Origin of the sequence: Arthrobacter sp. DNA4, assembly GCF_024362385.1 — a bacterium.
GTDB lineage: Bacteria > Actinomycetota > Actinomycetes > Actinomycetales > Micrococcaceae > Arthrobacter.
In genome coordinates this window covers 2,809,653-2,827,480 of record NZ_CP101466.1, presented here as the reverse complement: position 1 = coordinate 2,827,480, position 17,828 = coordinate 2,809,653, and the positions used below count along the sequence as shown (strand labels likewise).

Annotated in this window: 9 protein-coding genes, 1 tRNA gene and 3 pseudogenes; 10 read left to right on the top strand and 3 right to left on the bottom strand. The window is 66.1% G+C overall.

Annotated features, from left to right (window positions below; all coding sequences use genetic code 11):
* Nucleotides 1-154: 154 nt before the first annotated feature.
* The 3 genes from NMQ03_RS13010 to NMQ03_RS13000 all read right to left on the bottom strand — a co-directional run bounded on the left by NMQ03_RS13010 (nucleotide 155) and on the right by NMQ03_RS13000 (nucleotide 2,220).
* A tRNA-Lys gene (locus tag NMQ03_RS13010) sits at nucleotides 155-230 on the bottom strand.
* 114 nt (nucleotides 231-344) lie between these two features.
* Nucleotides 345-1,544: a sorbosone dehydrogenase family protein gene (locus NMQ03_RS13005; protein WP_255172541.1), complete on the bottom strand. Its 1,200-nt coding sequence runs from the start codon at nucleotides 1,542-1,544 to the stop codon at nucleotides 345-347.
* Nucleotides 1,498-2,220: a hypothetical protein gene (locus NMQ03_RS13000; protein ID WP_255172540.1), complete on the bottom strand. Its 723-nt coding sequence runs from the start codon at nucleotides 2,218-2,220 to the stop codon at nucleotides 1,498-1,500. The genes NMQ03_RS13005 and NMQ03_RS13000 overlap by 47 nt, the downstream gene beginning before the upstream one ends.
* Before the next feature lie 608 nt (nucleotides 2,221-2,828).
* Between NMQ03_RS13000 and ilvD the strand changes: the two genes are divergently transcribed.
* From ilvD to NMQ03_RS12950, 10 genes and pseudogenes are all read left to right on the top strand, one after another.
* The gene (gene ilvD / locus NMQ03_RS12995) at nucleotides 2,829-4,547 is read left to right on the top strand and encodes a dihydroxy-acid dehydratase (protein ID WP_255172539.1); all 1,719 of its coding nucleotides are present in this window, start codon (nucleotides 2,829-2,831) and stop codon (nucleotides 4,545-4,547) included.
* A gap of 274 nt (nucleotides 4,548-4,821) precedes the next feature.
* A pseudogene (locus tag NMQ03_RS12990) lies at nucleotides 4,822-6,727 on the top strand (acetolactate synthase large subunit).
* Nucleotides 6,728-6,729: 2 nt separating this feature from the next.
* A complete protein-coding gene (gene ilvN / locus NMQ03_RS12985; protein ID WP_043453275.1) occupies nucleotides 6,730-7,242 on the top strand; it encodes an acetolactate synthase small subunit in 513 nt (170 codons plus the stop codon).
* 85 nt (nucleotides 7,243-7,327) lie between these two features.
* Nucleotides 7,328-8,353, top strand: coding sequence for a ketol-acid reductoisomerase (gene ilvC / locus NMQ03_RS12980; protein ID WP_255172538.1), 1,026 nt, complete (start codon nucleotides 7,328-7,330; stop codon nucleotides 8,351-8,353).
* A gap of 125 nt (nucleotides 8,354-8,478) precedes the next feature.
* Entirely contained in the window at nucleotides 8,479-10,065 is a 1,587-nt protein-coding gene (gene serA / locus NMQ03_RS12975) for a phosphoglycerate dehydrogenase (protein WP_255172537.1), read from the top strand.
* 217 nt (nucleotides 10,066-10,282) lie between these two features.
* Nucleotides 10,283-13,080 (top strand): annotated as a pseudogene (locus tag NMQ03_RS12970) (FtsX-like permease family protein).
* Nucleotides 13,077-13,832: an ABC transporter ATP-binding protein gene (locus NMQ03_RS12965; RefSeq protein ID WP_159631700.1), complete on the top strand. Its 756-nt coding sequence runs from the start codon at nucleotides 13,077-13,079 to the stop codon at nucleotides 13,830-13,832. The pseudogene NMQ03_RS12970 and the gene NMQ03_RS12965 overlap by 4 nt, the downstream one beginning before the upstream one ends.
* A gap of 36 nt (nucleotides 13,833-13,868) precedes the next feature.
* Nucleotides 13,869-15,425 (top strand): annotated as a pseudogene (gene metG, locus NMQ03_RS12960) (methionine--tRNA ligase).
* A gap of 91 nt (nucleotides 15,426-15,516) precedes the next feature.
* Nucleotides 15,517-16,569, top strand: a complete 1,053-nt coding sequence (locus NMQ03_RS12955; protein WP_255172536.1) for a 3-isopropylmalate dehydrogenase — start codon at nucleotides 15,517-15,519, stop codon at nucleotides 16,567-16,569.
* A 103-nt stretch (nucleotides 16,570-16,672) separates the two neighbouring features.
* Entirely contained in the window at nucleotides 16,673-17,785 is a 1,113-nt protein-coding gene (locus tag NMQ03_RS12950; RefSeq protein ID WP_255172535.1) for a branched-chain amino acid aminotransferase, read from the top strand.
* The last annotated feature ends 43 nt before the right edge of the window (nucleotides 17,786-17,828 follow it).

Below are 17,828 nucleotides of genomic sequence, written 5' to 3'. Positions count from 1 at the left end.
GCCGTCGGCCTTTTGTGCCCGGCCATCATCGATTGCTGCGTACCGGCCGTTTTGAGTCGTGAAAACGACATGTACTCAGCAATGGATGACGTGGACCGGCAAAACAAAACAGCCCCCGGTCTGTGTTTCCACAAACCGGAGGCTGTTTTCCCAGTGGTGCACCCCCCGGGACTTGAACCCGGAACCCATTGATTAAGAGTCAATTGCTCTGCCAATTGAGCTAGAGGTGCATCTTATTTGCTTCCATCCCCGGGCTTTTTCTTTCCCGTTGATCTCCGCAACGACATGAAACTCTACACGAACTTTTGGTGCAAGTGAAATCGGCCCTCCTGTGGGGTCCTGAATCACTGTGAGAGTCGCAAAACCAGCGCAAAATCAGGGTTTTTGCCGTTTGTGAGCAGCCACAACCTGCCATCGGGTGCCCGGATGACGTCCCGGATCCGGCCGTACTGACCTGTGAAATAGGCCACAGGTTGTCCGGCTTCCGTGCCCTTGAGCGGCACCGCCCAGAGCCGTTCGCCCCGGAGTGCACCCAGGTAGGCGATACCCCCGGAGATCTCCAGCCCGCTGGGGGAGGACTCGCGGGTGGAGGGCCAAACGACTTTTGCGTCCTCAAAGCCGGTACGGTGCGGTGTGCCGGTGACTTCCGGCCAGCCGTAATTGGCGCCGGGGAGGATCAGGTTCAGCTCATCGTCCACATCCGGTCCGAACTCGCTGGCCCACAGCCTGCCTGCTTGGTCCCACGCCAGGCCTTGGACGTTCCGGTGGCCAAGGCTGTAGACGGCGTTCCCGAACGGGTTGCCGGGCGCGGGGGCGCCGTCCGGGGTGAGCCGGAGGATCTTCCCACCCAGGGCGGCGGGGTCCTGGGCCTGCTCGCGGCGCTGGGCGTCGCCGGTGCCCACATACAGGAACCCGTCCGGGCCGAACCGGATCCTGCCTCCGTTGTGGGTGCCGGCTTTGGGTATTCCCGCAAAGACGGTCTGCGGCGGGCCCAGCGTCAGTGAACCATCAGCGCTGCGCTCGACGGTAAGCCGGACCACCCGGTTGTCCTCCCTGGTGGTCGTGTAGGCATAAAGGGAGCGGTCAGCCTCAAAATGCGGGGAAAGCGCCAGGCCCAGCAGACCCCCCTCTCCTGCGGGCACCACGTCGGGCACTTTCCCGATGGTTGTGGCGGTGCCGTCCCGAACGGCCTTCAGCAGTGCGGTCCCGCGCTCGGAAATGACGGCGGTGCCATCGGGGAGGAATACCGCTGCCCAGGGCGTGTCCAACTGCAGCTCCAACCGGTCCTGCACGGCGGGTGCGGCGGGGACGGGGGCTGTGCCGGCGGATTCCGTGGCCGGGGAAGCGGGGCTGGCGACGGCGGCTCCCGGCGGGGTGTCCGCGCCGGCAGGGTTCGTGCCTGGTGCAGGCGGCCCTGGCGTGCCCGTGCAGGCTGCCAGCACCAGGAACAGGGCCAGGCAAGGAAGGCCCGCCGCAATGCGGCGGGCCTTCCTCCTGCTAGAGCCGTCTGCGCCGTGGAGCGCGGAAGCCTGCGGCCTCCGCATGCGCGGCAGATTCGAACCAGACTTCCGCCCGGGTCTGCTCATAGTCCGGATGTCCTTCTTCGTAGTAGACCATTGCGGCGGCATCGCCCTTGACCGTGTAGTCCGCCGGTCCGCTGCCGTCAGGGCCCGGCGCAGCCGAGCCTGCGCCGTAGGGCTCGTCGGCTGCAAGGTGTCCGGCAGGCTCGGCGGCAGTGGTGCCATGCTCCGGGGCGGATCCTTGCGCGAATCCCTGAACGGCGTCCTGTCCCTGGCCGGCCGGCTGGTGGTGGTCCGCGCCGTTTTCCACCAGTGCGGAGGACTGGGCGCGCTCCAGCGTTTCGGCATCGCCGGCGTCGCCAAGGCTGCCGCCGGAGACCGGCGCGGGCTCGTGCTGGTCTGCTGCCCGGTAGCTGTCTGCCACGTGCTGGGGCGCCTGGCCAATGGGCCGTCCGCCGGCTGCCGTGCCGGCGTCGTCCACGCCCTCCACTGCAGCTGTTTCGGCGCCGGGAAGCGTGGGGGCGTGGGGGGCCGTGTATTCGTCGTGGTGGACGGGGCGGGACGCTGCGGGGGCTGCCTGTCCGGATTGTGCGTCCGTATTGGTCCCGGGGTGGGGCGCGACCTCTTGGGCGGCTGCGGCCCCACCGGCAACGGAGGAGCCGGACCGGGACCCGGAGCCTCGGACCACTGGGTTTCCCATTTGGCCTGTTCTGCGTTTTGGTCTGCCTCCAGATCATGTGACCGTTGTTCGTCGTGTCCGGTGGCTTTGGCGGCCATGGCGGACGAGTCGGCCGCTCTTCGGCCGTGGCGGGCGCTGCCGGTTCTGCGGCTTTTCCGAATCCGGCAGCTGTTGGAATGCCGGTGGTCCCCGCAGCCGCGGCCGACGCCGCGGCGCTGCCCCCTTCGAGGGCTCCATCGGCACGGGGCCGATCAGTCGTCGCGCCGGCCGATGATCCCCCCGGCGCGTTGGCGGACTTGTTGCGGTTGACCAGCCACCAAATAATGACGGCGACGACGACTATGAGGATGATCCAGAAAATAATGTCCATGGCAGGCCCTTCTCTACAGGTGGCGGGTGTCCTGTCCCCGACGCTACGTCGGGTCACCACTGCTGTCCAGACATGCCGCGGCACGCCGGACAGGGCCTGGTGAAAACACGGGCCGGTGCACTGAAGTGCAATGCCACGTCGTCCGCGTCTCACACTATGAGATCCCCGTCCATCGGTTGGCCCGGCAACTTTCGGGATTTTCCCCGGGTCCGGCCGCCGGAGGTCGTTCAGGCAGCATCCGAGCCCTAGACTTTCCCTCATGAGCGACGCCCAGACCACAACCGGAAACAAGCCGGACATCAAACCCCGCAGCCGCGTCGTCACCGACGGCATCCACGCGGCCCCCGCCCGCGGCATGTTCCGGGCCGTCGGAATGGGCGATGACGACTTCGCCAAGCCCCAGGTGGGCGTGGCAAGTTCCTGGAACGAAATCACCCCCTGCAACCTTTCGCTGAACCGGCTGGCGCAGGGCGCCAAGGAAGGCGTCCACGCGGGCGGCGGTTTCCCCATGCAGTTCGGCACCATCTCGGTGTCCGACGGCATCTCCATGGGCCACGAAGGCATGCACTTCTCATTGGTCTCCCGCGAGGTTATCGCCGACTCCGTGGAGACCGTCATGCAGGCCGAGCGGATTGATGGCTCCGTCCTGCTGGTAAGCTGCGACAAATCCCTGCCGGGCATGCTTATGGCCGCCGCCCGGCTGGACCTTGCCAGCGTCTTCCTCTACGCGGGGTCCATCATGCCCGGCTGGGTCAAGCTCGAGGACGGCTCCGAAAAGGAAGTCACCCTCATTGACGCTTTCGAAGCGGTGGGCGCCTGCGCTGCCGGCAAGATGAGCATGGAGGACCTCACCCGCATTGAAAAGGCCATCTGCCCGGGTGAAGGTGCCTGCGGCGGCATGTACACGGCCAACACCATGGCCTGCATCGGTGAGGCCCTGGGCATGTCACTCCCCGGATCCGCCGCACCGCCCTCGGCGGACCGCCGTCGTGATGAGTTCGCGCGCAAGTCCGGCGAAGCGGTGGTCAACCTGCTGCGCCTGGGCATCACGGCCCGCGACATCATGACCAGGGAGGCGTTCGAGAACGCCATCGCCGTCACCATGGCCTTCGGCGGCTCCACCAACGCCGTCCTGCACCTGCTGGCGATTGCCCGCGAGGCAGAGGTGGAACTCACCCTGGACGACTTCAACCGCATCGGCGACAGGATCCCGCACCTGGGTGACCTCAAGCCGTTCGGCCGCTACGTCATGACCGACGTCGACAGGATCGGCGGCGTGCCGGTCATCATGAAGGCACTGCTCGACGCCGGCCTGCTGCACGGCAACTGCCTCACCGTCACGGGCAAGACCGTCGCGGAGAACCTTGCGGCGATCAATCCGCCGGACGTTGACGGCAAGATCCTGCGCGCCCTGGACAACCCGATCCACAAGACCGGCGGCATCACCATCCTGCACGGCTCGATGGCCCCGGAAGGCGCCGTCGTGAAGAGTGCCGGCTTCGACGCCGACGTCTTCGAAGGCACCGCCCGGGTCTTCGAGCGGGAGCAGGGCGCCCTGGACGCCCTGGACAAGGGGGAGATCAAGGCCGGCGACGTCGTCGTCATCCGCTATGAAGGTCCCAAGGGTGGACCGGGCATGCGCGAGATGCTCGCCATCACCGGCGCCATCAAGGGCGCGGGACTCGGCAAGGATGTCCTGCTCCTCACCGACGGCCGCTTCTCCGGCGGCACCACCGGCCTGTGCATCGGCCACGTGGCACCGGAAGCGGTCGACGGCGGCCCCATCGCCTTCGTGAAGGACGGCGACCGGATCCGGGTGGACATCGCCGCGCGCACCTTCGACCTGCTGGTGGACGGGGCGGAACTTGAGGCCCGCAAGGTGGGCTGGGAGCCGCTCCCGGCCCGGTATACCAAGGGCGTGCTCGCCAAGTACGCCAAGCTGGTCCACAGCGCCAGCCAAGGCGCCTGGACCGGCTGATCCGGCGGGATAGGATCAAAGGGTGGACAGCGTCGTCCACATGGTGAGATAGGGTTGTTGCTCGTTGACACCCATCTCACCAAGAGGGAAAACTGAACGCATGACTTTCGTTACCGGCATCGTCGTCGTCCTTACCAAGCGCGTGGCACATTAGCCCCTGGTAACAAACAGTCACGCGCAAACCCCTCACCAAGCCGCCAGGCCGAGGGGTTTTTTTATTCCCACCGTTCCAAACCAGTTCCAAAACCAGAGAAGATCCACAAGGAAGAGTCCGATGAGCAAAGGATCGCCCATCAGCCCCTCGCTGATGGCCACCAAGTCCGCTGGAGCCCCCAAGGCTCCGGAACGCGCCGACCGGACGGCTGACCATGCCGCCGTCGTCGCCGACCTTGCTGCCGTCTCTCCTGTCCTTGGGCCGAACAACGTCGTACCCCCGACGGTGATGACCGGCTCGCAAGCAATCGTCCGCTCGCTCGAAGAACTCGGCGTCGACGACATTTTCGGTTTGCCTGGTGGCGCGATCCTGCCCACCTACGACCCCCTGATGGCCTCCACCATGAACCACGTGCTGGTCCGTCACGAACAGGAGCTACCACGCCGCGCAAGGCTACGCCATGGTCACCGGGCGGGTGGGCGTTTGCATCGCCACCTCGGGCCCCGGCGCCACCAACCTCGTTACCGCCATCATGGATGCCCACATGGACTCCGTGCCCCTGGTGGCCATCACCGGGCAGGTATCCAGCGGCGTGATCGGCACCGACGCGTTCCAGGAAGCCGACATCGTGGGTATCACGATGCCCATCACCAAGCACTCCTTCCTGGTGACCGACCCCAACGACATCCCGCACGTCATGGCAGAGGCCTTCCACCTGGCATCGACCGGCCGCCCCGGCCCCGTGCTGGTGGACGTTGCCAAGGATGCCCAGGTGGGCCAGATGACCTTCTCCTGGCCGCCGAAAATCGACCTGCCGGGCTACCGTCCGGTGACCCGCGGGCACAACAAGCAGGTCCGCGAAGCGGCCAAGCTCATTGCCGCGTCCACCAAGCCTGTGCTGTACGTGGGCGGCGGCGTGGTCAAGGCACATGCCTCAGCCGAGCTGCTCGCCCTCGCCGAAGCCACCGGCGCGCCGGTGGTGACCACCCTGATGGCCAAGGGCGCGTTCCCGGACTCCCACCCGCAGCACGTCGGCATGCCCGGCATGCACGGCAGCGTCTCCGCCGTCACGGCCCTGCAGCAGTCAGACCTGCTGATCACGCTCGGTGCCCGCTTCGATGACCGCGTCACCGGCGTGCTGAAGACCTTCGCGCCCAACGCCAAGGTCATCCACGCCGACATCGATCCTGCCGAGATCTCGAAGAACCGCACCGCTGACGTGCCTATCGTCGGGTCGGTCAAGGAGATCATCCCGGAACTGACCGAGGCCGTGCGCAGCCAGTTCGATGCTTCCGGGACCCCTGACCTCACCACCTGGTGGGCCTTCCTGAACAACCTCAAGGAAACCTACCCGCTGGGCTGGACGGAACCGGACGACGGCCTGATCGCACCGCAGAAGGTCATCAAGCGGATCGGCGAGCTGACCGGCCCCGAGGGCGTGTATGTGGCAGGCGTGGGCCAGCACCAGATGTGGGCCGCCCAGTTCATCAAGTACGAGCGTCCGCACGCCTGGCTGAACTCGGGTGGCGCCGGCACCATGGGATACGCCGTACCGGCAGCCATGGGCGCCAAGGTGGGCAACCCGGACCGCGTGGTCTGGGCCATCGACGGCGACGGCTGCTTCCAGATGACCAACCAGGAACTGGCCACCTGCGCCATCAACAAGATCCCCATCAAGGTAGCTGTCATCAACAACTCCTCGCTGGGCATGGTGCGGCAGTGGCAGACCCTCTTCTACGAGGGCCGCTACTCCAACACGGACCTCAACACCGGCCATGACACGGTCCGCATTCCGGACTTCGTCAAGCTGGGGGAGGCCTACGGTTGCGCGTCGTTCCGTGTTGAACGCGAAGAAGACATCGATGCCACCATTCAGAAGGCCCTCGAAATCAACGACCGCCCCGTGGTCATCGACTTCGTGGTGAGCCCCAACTCCATGGTGTGGCCAATGGTGCCCGCCGGCGTGAGCAACGACCAGATCCAGGTTGCCCGCAACATGACCCCGGAATGGGAAGAGGAAGACTGAGCATGAGCCGCCACACACTTTCCGTCCTGGTTGAGGACAAGCCCGGCGTCCTGACCCGCGTGGCCAGCCTCTTCGCCCGTCGCGCCTTCAACATCAACTCCCTGGCCGTGGGCCCCACCGAAGTGCCGGGCGTGTCCCGCATGACGGTGGTGGTCGACGCCGACGGCGACCTTATCGAGCAGGTCACCAAGCAGCTCAACAAACTGGTCAACGTCATCAAGATCGTTGAGCTGACCCCAGAATCTTCCGTACAGCGCGACCACATCCTGGTCAAGGTACGTGCGGATGCCGCAACACGTCTGCAGGTAACCCAGGCCGCAGACCTGTTCCGCGCCTCAGTGGTCGACGTCTCCACCGACTCCGTCGTCATTGAAGCCACCGGCCACCCCGAAAAGCTCACAGCCCTGCTCTCAGTGCTGGAGCCCTTCGGCATCCGCGAAATTGTGCAGTCCGGCACCCTGGCCGTTGGACGGGGATCCCGCTCCATGAGTGACCGGGCGCTCCGCTCCGCCTAGGCATTTGCGTCCAGGCGGGACCACGCGCCCGTAACCGCAGCACCGCAAGACCACTATCTACAACCACTCAAGAGGAGTTACGCAAGTGACTGAAATGTTCTACGACGACGACGCCGACCTGTCGATTATCCAGGGCCGCAAGGTTGCCATCGTTGGCTACGGTTCCCAGGGCCACGCCCACGCGCTGAACCTGCGCGATTCCGGCGTCGAGGTCGTCATCGCACTGAAGGACGGCTCCAAGTCCACCGCCAAGGCCGAGGACGCCGGCTTCACGGTCAAGAACGTTGCCGACGCCGCCGAATGGGCCGACGTCATCATGATCCTCGCGCCGGACCAGCACCAGCGCGCCATCTACAACGACTCCATCAAGGACAAGCTGACCGACGGCAAGGCCCTGGCCTTCGCTCACGGCTTCAACATCCGCTTCGGCTACATCAAGGCGCCGGAAGGCGTTGACGTCATCCTGGTTGCCCCGAAGGCTCCGGGCCACACCGTGCGCCGCGAGTTCGAAGCCGGCCGCGGCATCCCTGACATCATCGCCGTCGAACAGGACGCATCGGGCAACGCCTGGGAGCTGGCCAAGTCCTACGCCAAGGCCATCGGCGGCACCCGCGCCGGCGTCATCAAGACCACCTTCACCGAAGAGACCGAAACTGACCTCTTCGGCGAGCAGGCCGTGCTGTGCGGCGGCGTTTCCCAGCTGGTCCAGTACGGTTTCGAGACCCTGACCGAGGCCGGCTACCAGCCGCAGATCGCCTACTTCGAGGTGCTGCACGAGCTCAAGCTGATCGTTGACCTCATGTGGGAGGGCGGCATCGCCAAGCAGCGCTGGAGCGTCTCCGACACTGCAGAGTACGGCGACTACGTCTCCGGCCCGCGCGTCATCACCCCCGAGGTGAAGGAAAACATGAAGGCCGTCCTGGCCGACATCCAGTCCGGTGCATTCGCCAAGCGCTTCATCGAAGACCAGGACAACGGCGCCGTCGAGTTCAAGGAACTGCGCGCCAAGGCTGAGCAGCACCCCATCGAGGCCGTTGGCCGCGAACTGCGCTCCCTGTTCTCCTGGCAGCAGCAGGACGTGGACTACGTGGAAGGCTCCGCAGCCCGCTAAGGCTGCCAGCGCAACCGCATAGACCCCAATGGTGAGGCCGGGTTCACACTTAACAATGTGAGCCCGGCCTTTCTGTCGGCCTAGACTTGTTTCCATCCCCAGGACTGCAACGCAGAGGATCAGCCGTGTCAAAACCCGTAGTACTGCTCGCCGAAGAACTTTCCCCCGCCACCGTCGAGGCCCTTGGCCCGGACTTTGAAATCCGACAGACCGACGGTGCCGACCGTTCCCAGCTGCTCTCGGCGATCAGCGACGTGGATGCCATCCTGGTCCGCTCCGCCACCCAGGTGGACGCCGAAGCGATCGCCGCGGCCAAGAACCTGAAGGTCATCGCCCGCGCCGGCGTGGGCCTGGACAACGTGGACATCAAGGCCGCCACCCAGGCCGGCGTGATGGTGGTCAACGCCCCCACGTCCAACATCGTGTCCGCCGCGGAACTCACCGTGGGCCACATCCTTAGCTTGGCCCGCCACATCCCGCAGGCCAGCGCCGCCCTCAAGGACGGCGAATGGAAGCGCTCCAAGTACACCGGCATCGAACTGTTCGAAAAGAAGATCGGCATCATCGGCCTGGGCCGCATCGGCGCCCTGGTGGCGGCACGCCTCAAGGGCTTCGACACCAAGATCCTGGCCTACGATCCCTACATCACCTCGGCCCGCGCCGCGCAGCTCGGCGTGCAGCTGGTTACCCTGGACGAGCTCCTGGCCCAGTCCGACTTCATCACCATCCATATGCCCAAGACCCCCGAGACCGTGGGCATGCTTGGTGCGGACGCATTCAAGAAGATGAAGTCCACCGCCTACGTGGTCAACGTGGCCCGCGGCGGCCTCGTCGACGAAGAAGCGCTCTTCACGGCCCTGCAGGACGGCGAAATCGCCGGCGCCGGTGTGGACGTCTTCGCCAAGGAACCCAGCACCGACCTGCCGTTCTTCAAGCTCGACAATGTAGTGGTCACCCCGCACCTGGGCGCCTCCACCGACGAAGCCCAGGAAAAGGCCGGCGTCTCCGTGGCCAAGTCCGTCCGCCTTGCCCTCGCGGGCGAGCTGGTCCCGGACGCCGTCAACGTCGCCGGCGGCGTCATTGCCCCCGACGTCCGTCCTGGCATCCCGCTGATCGAGAAGCTCGGCCGGATCTTCACCGCGCTGACCCACGCGTCCCTGACGCAGTTCGACGTCGAAGTGGTACGAAATTTCCTCCTCGATGTCAAGGTGCTGGAACTTGCGGCACTGAAGGGCATCTTCGCCGACGTCGTGACCGAGCAGGTTTCCTACGTCAACGCGCCCGTCATCGCCGAGCAGCGCGGCATCAACGTCCGCCTGATCACCACGCCGGAGACCGAGTCCTACCGCAACGTCCTGACTCTGCGCGGCGCCCTCAGCGACGGCAGCCAGATCTCCGTGGCCGGCACCCTGACCGGCCCCAAGCAGATCGAGAAGCTCGTGGGCATCAACGGCTTCGAGGTGGAAATCCCCATCAGCGAGCACCTTGTGGTGGTTGCCTACACCGACCGCCCCGGCGTCATCGGAACCATCGGCCACATCCTGGGCATGAACAACATCAACATCGCCGGCATGCAGGTGGCCCGCTCCAACGAGGGCGGCCAGGTCCTGGCCCTGCTGACCATCGACAGCTCCGTTCCCCAGCAGGTGCTGGACGCGATCAAGGCCGGCATCGGCGCTGAGATGGTCCGGGAAGTGGACCTGGAAGACTAACGCGACACACCGGCCGAAACGCCGAAAGCCGCTCCTCCGCAAGGGTACGTCCGTGCGGAGCCACGTATGATTGGCCGGTCTGCTTACAATGGCTACGTCCTGATTCGGGACCATAGCCGGCAGACCGGCCAATACCTTTTGCACATCCGTCCGTCATTGCCCACGTCTGCCCGGGGGATGGATGTGCGCGCACGCAATCCAGGTTTCAGGGAGTTCCATGAACGCCGTCCAGAGGTTCATCAGAAGCAGGGTGCTGCTGTTGACCGCGGCCATCTTGATCGCAGCCATGTGCTTGTCGGTCGTCGTCCAGAGCCAGTCACAGGCTGCGCTCAACCGGACGGTCAATGAAAATTCGAGGGGGCTCTACGACATCCTGGTCCAGGCGAAGGCGCCGTCCGGGGCGCTGCTGCAGCCCGAGATCGCCAACGGCGCTGGCGGCATCGGCTTTGACCAGCTGGACTCCATCAGGAAGCTGTCCGGCACCTCCGTAGCCGCCCCCATCAGCCTGGTCTCCCGCGTCACACAGAACCTCGAGACGCCCCGCCTCGACGCCATGGACTACCTCGGCTACAACGCAGGACTGGCAGGCACCGCCACGGCGGACCAGGCTGCCGGCGCCACCGCGCCGGACAAGTGGCCCGCCGCTGAATCGGTGCTGACCGATGCTGCCAAGAAGTACCGCCTGACCGCCAGCGCCGTGAGCTCCGATGGACACTCCGAGCAGACGCTCTTCAAGACCACGGCCGAGGGCAGCCTGGGCAAGGCGCGCCTCGTGGAGGAAAAGGCACCTGGCGGCAGCAGCATCCGCATCGCCCCGGCAGAAGGGGAGACCGGCATCAAGTTCCCCGCCCGCCGCATGGCTCGGAGCACAACCTCTTCAACCTCTCCGTGGCCTTGCCGCTCGCCCCTGAGGTCACCGAGTCCGTCGTGGCCGTCGACCCTGCCGCCGAACGGGCATTGCTCGGCTCCGCCGGCGACTTCCTTGCTCCGCTGGAGAAGGCGCCCCCCGCTGATGCGCGTGACGCAGGCGCCGTGGGCCGCTACCTGGAAGGGCTCTTCACCAAGGGCATCAGCATGGACCAGCTGAAGGAAGGGCCGGACTTCCTGGGCGTCAAGCTCAAGTACTGGGCCCCCTTGATGACCCAGTACCAGCAGGCCAAGCGCACCGGCCAGCTGACCAGCGCCTCGCAGGCAGTTCCACTGATTGTCCGCTCCGGTACGACGCTGGACCTTAAGTACAACGTCAAGATCGAGGAAATTGACGGCGCCGGCAAGGTAGTCAAGGACGTCGGCACCGTGTCGAAGTCCCTGGGCAAGGACTACCTGCCCTTCGTTTCCAAGGACCCCTTCGTGTTGTCCTGGCCCGGCTCCACGGACCACTCGTCCCTCCTGGGCAGCAACGGAAACTTCAACCCCGGCCTGTACACACCCGCCAAGTGGAGCACCAACTTTGCCGGAGCCCCCAAGTACACGGACGGTGACACAGCCGCCAACGGCGCCGTGGACAAGACCGCCGTTCCCGGTGAGTGGGTCACCGTCAACCGGCTGCCGGACAAGGCCGCCAACGGCGCCCCCGTTGACCAGACCCAGCGCGACCCCGTGGACGAGCGGTCGTACCGGGACAACCTGCCCACCGGCCAGCAGCAGGCCGCCTCGCCGCTGCCCATGGTCTACGGCACGTTCGACCCCGCCGCAGTTGAGGCAGCCTCCGGTGACGTGAACAAGCTTCCGCTCGGAGGGTACGACCCCACGCCGTTCACCCTGGAGAAGGACGCGACCGGCAAGGACGTGCCGGCAGCGGAACTGAAGCCGTCGCTCAGTGCCACCGGCCTGGCCAGCCAGTCCGCCGGTGCCATCACCGACTACTACGGACTCGCCGCGGCTCGTGGCTACAAGCAGAACGCCGCCGTCATCGACGCCGTCCGCGTCCGCGCCAAGGCGCCGGGCAGCTGGAAGGACGCCCAGCCGGAGGTGGAGAAGCTTGCCGCCGAGATCCGGGACATGGGCCTGGACGCCACTGTGGTGGCCGGTTCGGCCCGTGAGGACACCAGCATCTTCGTTCCGGGCTACTCCAAGGACGGAGCCGGCAAGGAATCGGCACTGGGCACGGTGCAGCAGTCCTGGGTACGGCAAAATGCCGCCGAAGCGGTGGCCGGAGCTCTTTCCGGGACCAACATCACCCTGCTCTTCCTGACGCTGTGCGGGGCCGCCCTCCTGACGGGCGCATCGACCGTGAGCTACATCCGCAAACGCCGCAGCGAGGCCGGAACACTGCGGGCCATGGGCTGGACCCAGCGGCGGATCCGCAGCTGGGTGCTGGAGGAATTCGGCGTCGGCGCCGTGCTGCTCGCCGCTGCGGGCATCGTCCTGAGCCTGCTGAGCTGGAGCCTGGCCACCGCCCTGGTGTGCGCCGCTGTCCTGGTGCTCTACTGCGCTGCGGCCCTGTTTGCCGCCCGGCAGCTCCGGCACCGCGACGTCATTGACCAGGAACCGCAGCACGACGAACGCCTCATCCCGGTCGACTCGCCACTGACCTTCGCCAACCGGCAGCTGAGCACCAACAAGTTCAACACCTTGTCCCTGGCAGTCGCGGTTGGTGTCTTCGGTGCTGCGGTCGGCGGCCTGATCGCCCTGCTGATCGACATTCCGCGCGCCGCCGGAGCAAGCGCCCTGAGCGGGCTGGCCGCAGCGAGCGTAACGCTGCCCAGCATCCTGCTGGCGCTTGCCGGCGTGGCCGTGGGGCTGGTGCTGACCCTGGTGACGGGACGCTTCGAGCTCAATGCCAAACGGCAGTACCTTGGCATCCTCCAGGCCATGGGCTGGAACCCGGACATGCTCCGCCAGGTCCGGTTGTTCGAAAACGCACTGGTGGGAATCGTGGCCTTGCCGCTGGGCGTGCTGGGCGCCCTGGGCATCGGCCTGCTGCTGGCCCCCTATGCAGCCATCTGGGCTGCCGTGGCCGGGCTGGTGGCTGTAATTTGCTGGATACCGATTGCAACGAAAGTGGTCCAATGACAAACCCGACGAACGTCCAGCGCAGCCGCAGGAGCGGCTCCAACGAGGTCCCCCTGCAGACCCGGGCCAACACCATCGTCAAGTCGGCCGACCACGCCACCCCGCTGGAGATGCGCGACATCACCATCCGCTATGGCGGCGGAAAGGGCGGCGCCGAGGCCGTGAGCGTGGTGGAAGGCTTCGACCTGACCCTGCACGCGGGCGAGATGCACTGCGTCGCCGGCCGAAGCGGCTCCGGCAAGACCAGCATCCTGACCGTCGGCGCGGGACTTACCCTGCCGACGTCGGGCCGCGTGTTCTGGGAAGGTGATTCGCTCGAAAGCATGGGCGACGACGAAATCGCCGACCGCCGTCGCGCCCTGATCGGTTACGTGGACCAGGGCGGCGCCCTGATCGACGGCATGAGCGCCCTGGAAAACGTCCTCCTGCCCGCCGTTCCGGACGGCGAAGTGGAGCAACGGCGGGACATGGCCAAGGACCTGCTGGACCTGGTGGGCCTGGGCCGCCGCATGCGGCACCGCCCTGCCCAGCTGTCCGGCGGTGAACGCCAGCGCGTGGCCATCGCCCGGGCACTGATCCTCGGCACCAGGGTGCTGGTGGTGGATGAGCCCACCGCCTCCCTGGACCGTGCCTCCGCCAACCGCATCATCAGCATCCTGAAGGACACCACCTCCGATGGCATCGCCGTCCTGGTGGCCTCGCACGACCACGAACTGGTGCGTCTGAGCGATACCCTGACAGAACTGATCTAGTCCGCCCCCTTACGCACCGAAGGTAACCGTCCGAACGTGACTGCTCCAGAGAAAACGCCGTTCTACATCACCACGGCCATCACCTACCCCAACGGCGTGCCGCACATCGGGCATGCCTACGAGTACATTGCCACCGACGCCATGGCGCGCTTCAAGCGGCTGGACGGCTTTGACGTGATGTTCCTGACCGGCACCGACGAGCACGGCATGAAGATTGCCCAGACGGCGGAGAAGGAAGGCATCACCCCCAAGGAACTGGTGGACCGGAACGTTGCGGTCTACAAGGGGGCGCACTCCGCCCTGGGCATTAGTTACGACCGGTTCATCCGCACCACCGACCCGGACCACTACGCTGCCTCGCAGGCCATCTGGAAGAAGATGGAAGCCAACGGCGACATCTACCTCGACAAGTACGAAGGCTGGTACTCCGTTCGGGACGAGGCCTTCTACGCCGAGGATGAGACCGTGGTGAAGGACGACGGCGTGCGCTACTCGAAAGAGACGGACACCGAGGTGACGTGGACGGCGGAGGAGAGCTACTTCTTCCGGCTCTCCTCCTACCAGGACAAGCTGCTGGCCCTCTACGAATCCCACCCGGAGTTCGGCGCACCCCAGTACCGGTTCAACGAGGTCATCAGCTTCGTCAAGCGCGGCCTGGAGGACCTGTCCATCAGCCGGACCACCTTCGACTGGGGCGTTCCCGTCCCGGGCAACGACAAGCACGTCATGTACGTCTGGGTGGACGCGCTGACCAACTACCTGACCGGGGTGGGGTACCCGGACGTGGACTCGGAGAAGTTCCGGAAGTACTGGTAAGCCGATCTCCACATCATCGGCAAGGACATTTCCCGGTTCCACGCCATCTACTGGCCCGCCTTCCTCATGAGCGCAGGGCTGGAACTGCCCAAGCGCGTCATGATCCACGGCTTCCTGCACAACAACGGGGTCAAGATGTCCAAGTCCCTGGGCAATGTGGTGGCACCGGCGGACTTCGTTGCCCGCTACGGCCTGGACCAGGTGCGGTTCTTCTTCCTGCGCGAGGTTCCCTTCGGCGCGGACGGCAGCTACAACCACGAGGCCATCGTGGGCCGCATGAACTCGGACCTGGCCAACAACTTCGGCAACCTGGCCCAGCGCTCCCTGTCCATGGTGGCGAAAAACTGCGGGGCCGCCGTTCCCACGCCCGCAGCCTTCACGGCAGAGGACAACGCGATCCTCGCCCAGGCGAACGGACTCCTCGACGCCGCCCGCGCCGCCTTCGACAAGCAGGAGTTCAGCCGCGCCCTGGAATCCATCTGGAGCGTGCTGCACCACACCAACGCCTACTTCGCCGAGCAGGCACCCTGGGTCCTGCGGAAGACCGACGTCGAACGCATGAACACCGTGCTGTACGTGACGCTGGAGGTCCTGCGGATCGTGGCGGTCCTGGCCCAGCCGGTCATGCCCGACGCCACGGCCAAGCTCCTGGACGCCCTCGGCCAGCCGGAAGGCGACGCCCGGCAGTTCGCGGCAATCGCAACCCCGATCGTGCCCGGTACGCCGCTGCCCGCTCCCACCCCGGTGTTCCCCAAGTTCGAGGAACCAGCGGAGTAGGTTCCTTCCTCCGCGAGCCCGGCGGACGCGCTCATGTCCAAAAGCTGAGACGTTTTGACCAGCATATGGATGTCTTGGCTACCCTGAAACCATGAGCGCATCCTCCATCGATCTTGCAGTTATTCCCGGCGACGGCATCGGCCCCGAGGTCATTGCCGAGGCCATCAAAGTCCTGGAAAAGGCTGTGGCGGCGGAGGGCGTGGAGCTCAAGCCGACCCACTATGAGCTCGGCGCCGAGCACTGGCTGGCCACGGGGGAGACCTTGCCGGATGCAGTCCTCGCCGACCTGAAGACCCGCGATGCCATCCTCTTCGGCGCTGTGGGTGCCGCCCCCGGCGATACCCGCATCCCGTCCGGCATCATCGAGCGTGAGCTGCTGCTCAAGCTGCGCTTCAGCCTGGACCACTACGTCAACCTGCGGCCGTCACGGCTCTACGGAACCGTCGGCAGCCCCTTGGCCAACCCCGGCACCATCGACTTCATCGTGGTGCGCGAAGGAACCGAGGGTCCGTACGTGGGCAACGGCGGCACGCTGCGGGCGGGAACTCCGCACGAGGTAGCCACCGAAGTGTCCCTGAACACCGCCCACGGAGTGGAGCGCGTAGTCCGCGACGCATTCCGCCGCGCCAGCCTGCGGGAGCGCAAGCACGTCACCCTGGTGCACAAGCACAACGTCCTGGTCTTCGCCGGGCACCTGTGGAAGCGCACCGTCGAAGCCGTGGCCAAGGAATTCCCCGGGGTCACCCATGACTACCTGCACGTGGACGCGGCCACCATCTTCATGGTCACCGACCCGTCCCGCTTCGACGTCATCGTCACCGACAACCTCTTCGGCGACATCCTCACCGACCTCGCCGCGGCCGTCACCGGCGGCATCGGCCTGGCAGCCTCCGGCAACATCAACATGGACCGCACCGCGCCGTCCATGTTCGAACCGGTCCATGGGTCCGCGCCGGACATCGCCGGCCAGGGCAAGGCTGACCCCACCGCGGCCATCCTCTCCGCCGCGCTCCTGCTGGACCACCTCGGCTACACCGACGCTGCCCGCAGGATCGAAGCGGCCGTCGTCGCCGACGTCGAAAAGCGCGACGGTACCGCACGCAGCACCAGCGCCGTGGGCGACGCCATCACTGCCGGCCTGTAGCCCGCGCCGGGGCCGCCGGCATCGGGCGTAAGCTTTACTCGAATCACCAAATGCCGCCTTCCCGTTCAGCGCTGAACCCCGGGCGGCCGATCGTGGAGGAACCATGACTCAGACCGCCCATGGCGTCGAATTCACCCGGCAGCCCTCGGAGAACCCGAAGTCCGCCGAAGAGCGTGCAGCCATCCTGGCAAACCCGGGATTCGGCAACTACTTCACCGACCACACCGCCATCGTCGACTACAGCGTGGACGCGGACGGCAACGGCGGCTGGCACGACGCCCGGATCGAACCCTACGGTCCGATCGTGCTCGACCCCTCCGCCGCTGTCTTCCACTACGGCCAGGAGATTTTCGAAGGGCTCAAGGCCTACCGCCACGCGGACGGCTCCGTCTGGACCTTCCGTCCCGAAGCCAACGCGGCACGCCTGAACAAGTCCGCGCGCCGGCTTGCCCTGCCCGAGCTGACGGCCGAATACTTCCTTGGCGCAATCCGTGAACTGGTGGCCGTGGACAAGGAATGGGTGCCCTCCGGCGACGGCGAAGCGCTCTACCTGCGGCCCTTCATGATCGCCACCGAGGCCTTTCTGGGTGTCAGGGCAGCCCGTGAAGTGTCCTTCCGCGTGATCGCGTCGCCGGCCGGCAACTACTTCGGCGGCGAACTCAAGCCGGTGTCCATCTGGATCTCGCGTCACTACGCCCGTGCAGGCCGCGGCGGCACCGGCGACGCCAAGTGCGGCGGCAACTACGCTGCCTCCCTGATCGCGCAGCAGGAAGCCGAAGCCAACGGCTGCAAGCAGGTGCTGTTCCTGGACCAGGCCAACGACAACGCCGTGGAAGAGTTGGGCGGCATGAACGTGTTCTTCGTCATGAAGGACGGGTCTTTGGCCACTCCCGCCCTGACCGGCACCATCCTGGAAGGCGTCACCCGCATGTCCGTCATCCAGGTGGCCAAGGACATGGGCCGCGAGGTGGCCGAACGCAAGATCACCCTGGACGAGTGGCGCGACGGCGTGGCGTCCGGCGAGATCACCGAGGTGTTCGCCTGCGGTACCGCAGCTGTGATCACTCCCATCGGGGTCCTGAAGGATGACACCGAGTTCATCGGCTCCGAGGACGCCAAGGCCGGCGAGGTCACCATGGCCATCCGTGAAAAGCTCCTGGGCATCCAGACCGGCGCCGAGCCGGACACCCACGGCTGGCTCACCCGCCTGGCATAGTTTCAGGCTTCAACGCACGACGGCGCCTGCCGGACTTTGGTCC

What these genes read in the sequence shown, in the direction of transcription:
- NMQ03_RS13000 (WP_255172540.1), bottom strand. Translation starts at nt 2,220, where the DNA reads ATGGGAAACCCAGTGGTCCGAGGCTCCGGGTCCCGGTCCGGCTCCTCC.
- ilvD (WP_255172539.1), top strand. Translation starts at nt 2,829, where the DNA reads ATGAGCGACGCCCAGACCACAACCGGAAACAAGCCGGACATCAAACCC.
- NMQ03_RS12965 (WP_159631700.1), top strand. Translation starts at nt 13,077, where the DNA reads ATGACAAACCCGACGAACGTCCAGCGCAGCCGCAGGAGCGGCTCCAAC.
- NMQ03_RS12950 (WP_255172535.1), top strand. Translation starts at nt 16,673, where the DNA reads ATGACTCAGACCGCCCATGGCGTCGAATTCACCCGGCAGCCCTCGGAG.
- NMQ03_RS12955 (WP_255172536.1), top strand. Translation starts at nt 15,517, where the DNA reads ATGAGCGCATCCTCCATCGATCTTGCAGTTATTCCCGGCGACGGCATC.
- ilvN (WP_043453275.1), top strand. Translation starts at nt 6,730, where the DNA reads ATGAGCCGCCACACACTTTCCGTCCTGGTTGAGGACAAGCCCGGCGTC.
- NMQ03_RS13005 (WP_255172541.1), bottom strand. Translation starts at nt 1,544, where the DNA reads ATGCGGAGGCCGCAGGCTTCCGCGCTCCACGGCGCAGACGGCTCTAGC.